The sequence below is a fragment of the Sphingomonas prati genome, assembly GCF_014643515.1.
In the GTDB taxonomy this organism is placed as follows: Bacteria; Pseudomonadota; Alphaproteobacteria; order Sphingomonadales; family Sphingomonadaceae; genus Sphingomonas_R; species Sphingomonas_R prati.
The window spans coordinates 1-1,330 of sequence record NZ_BMJP01000021.1; the positions used below are offsets into that span (position 1 = coordinate 1).

The 1,330-nt window shown below is 63.5% G+C and carries 2 pseudogenes; both read left to right on the forward strand.

The annotated features are described in order from the left end of the window. A pseudogene (locus tag IEX50_RS17310) lies at nucleotides 1-852 on the forward strand (hypothetical protein); the annotation flags it as partial. Nucleotides 853-992: 140 nt separating this feature from the next. Then, nucleotides 993-1,330, forward strand: a pseudogene (locus tag IEX50_RS17315) (ATP-binding protein); the annotation flags it as partial.

Here is a 1,330-nt window from a genome sequence, read left to right on the forward strand (position 1 = left end):
CAGCAGACGCTCGCGGCCGGCCAGGTCGAGCGCACGTCCGGGACCAACCACCGTGCACCGAGCCTGCTGGTCGGCATCCTCTACGATATGCATGGTCGACGGATGTCGCCGAGCCATGCCGTGAAGTCCGGCAAGCGCTACCGCTACTACATCACGCCGGCGTCCGAACTGGTCGAGCACGGCCCCGCCGCATCCCGTCTGCCGGCTGGCGACATCGAGGCGGTCGTTGTCGAACGGCTGCGTGCGCTGCTCGCATCGTCGCACCAGCTTCGCCGGGTCTTACCACCCCAGCTGCCTGCGCAGACGATCGCGAGCGTGATCGAGATAGCGGCTGACATGACCGACAAGCTTGCCGGTCACTATGGCCGTCACACCCTCGTCGGCGCCCTAATTCAGCGCGTCACGCTGGATGACGAACGCGTCCGCATCACCATCGAACGTCCTGCTCTGCTGAGAGCGCTTGGCGTCGAAGACAATGACAGCGACGCACCAGTCGAGCTTACCGCTCCGGCCGTCCGGATCCGGCATGGCAAGGACGTCAAGCTGGTGATGACCAACGGCGATGGTAGTGTCGCACGCCGTGACGAGACGCTCGTCACCCTGTTGGCTGATGCTGCTGCCGCACGGGCGGCTGTCACAGCAGCGCCCGAGACATCCATCAAGATGTTGGCCAGCAGTAGCGGGCAGTGCAGCACACGCATGACACGGCTGGTTCGGCTCTCTTGGCTGGCGCCCGAGATCGTCCGTGCCATCAGTGAAGGACGGCATCCGCCGACGCTGACCCCGGCGAGGCTGCTCACGATGGAGCTGCCTGCCTGCTGGACGCAGCAGAAGCTGCTGCTTGCGATCTGACGCTCATGCCACACCAGTACCGGGCAAGATTGATACCGGTCATGTTGTACCGCGCCCGTAACCACCTTTGCCAATCTTGACCGGCAGCGACGACAGTCCCAACTCCGCTGCGGCATCAACAGGGAAGTCCCAAACACATCATGACGACGATCACCGCACCCGTAAGCCACGCATTCGAAGCCGACGTTGCCAAGCTGCTCCACCTGATGGTGCACTCGGTCTATTCCGACAAGAATGTGTTTCTGCGCGAGCTCGTCTCCAACGCGGCCGACGCCTGCGAGAAGCTTCGCTACGAAGGCATCGCGAACCCGGCGCTGCTTGGCGAAGATCCGGCACCGCGGATCACGGTCACGCTGGATCCCGATAGCAGCCGCCTCATGATCGAAGACAATGGCATTGGCATGAACGCTGCCGATCTCGCCGATGCGCTTGGCACGATCGCAAGGTCGGGCACCAAGAGCTTCATGGAACGGATCGC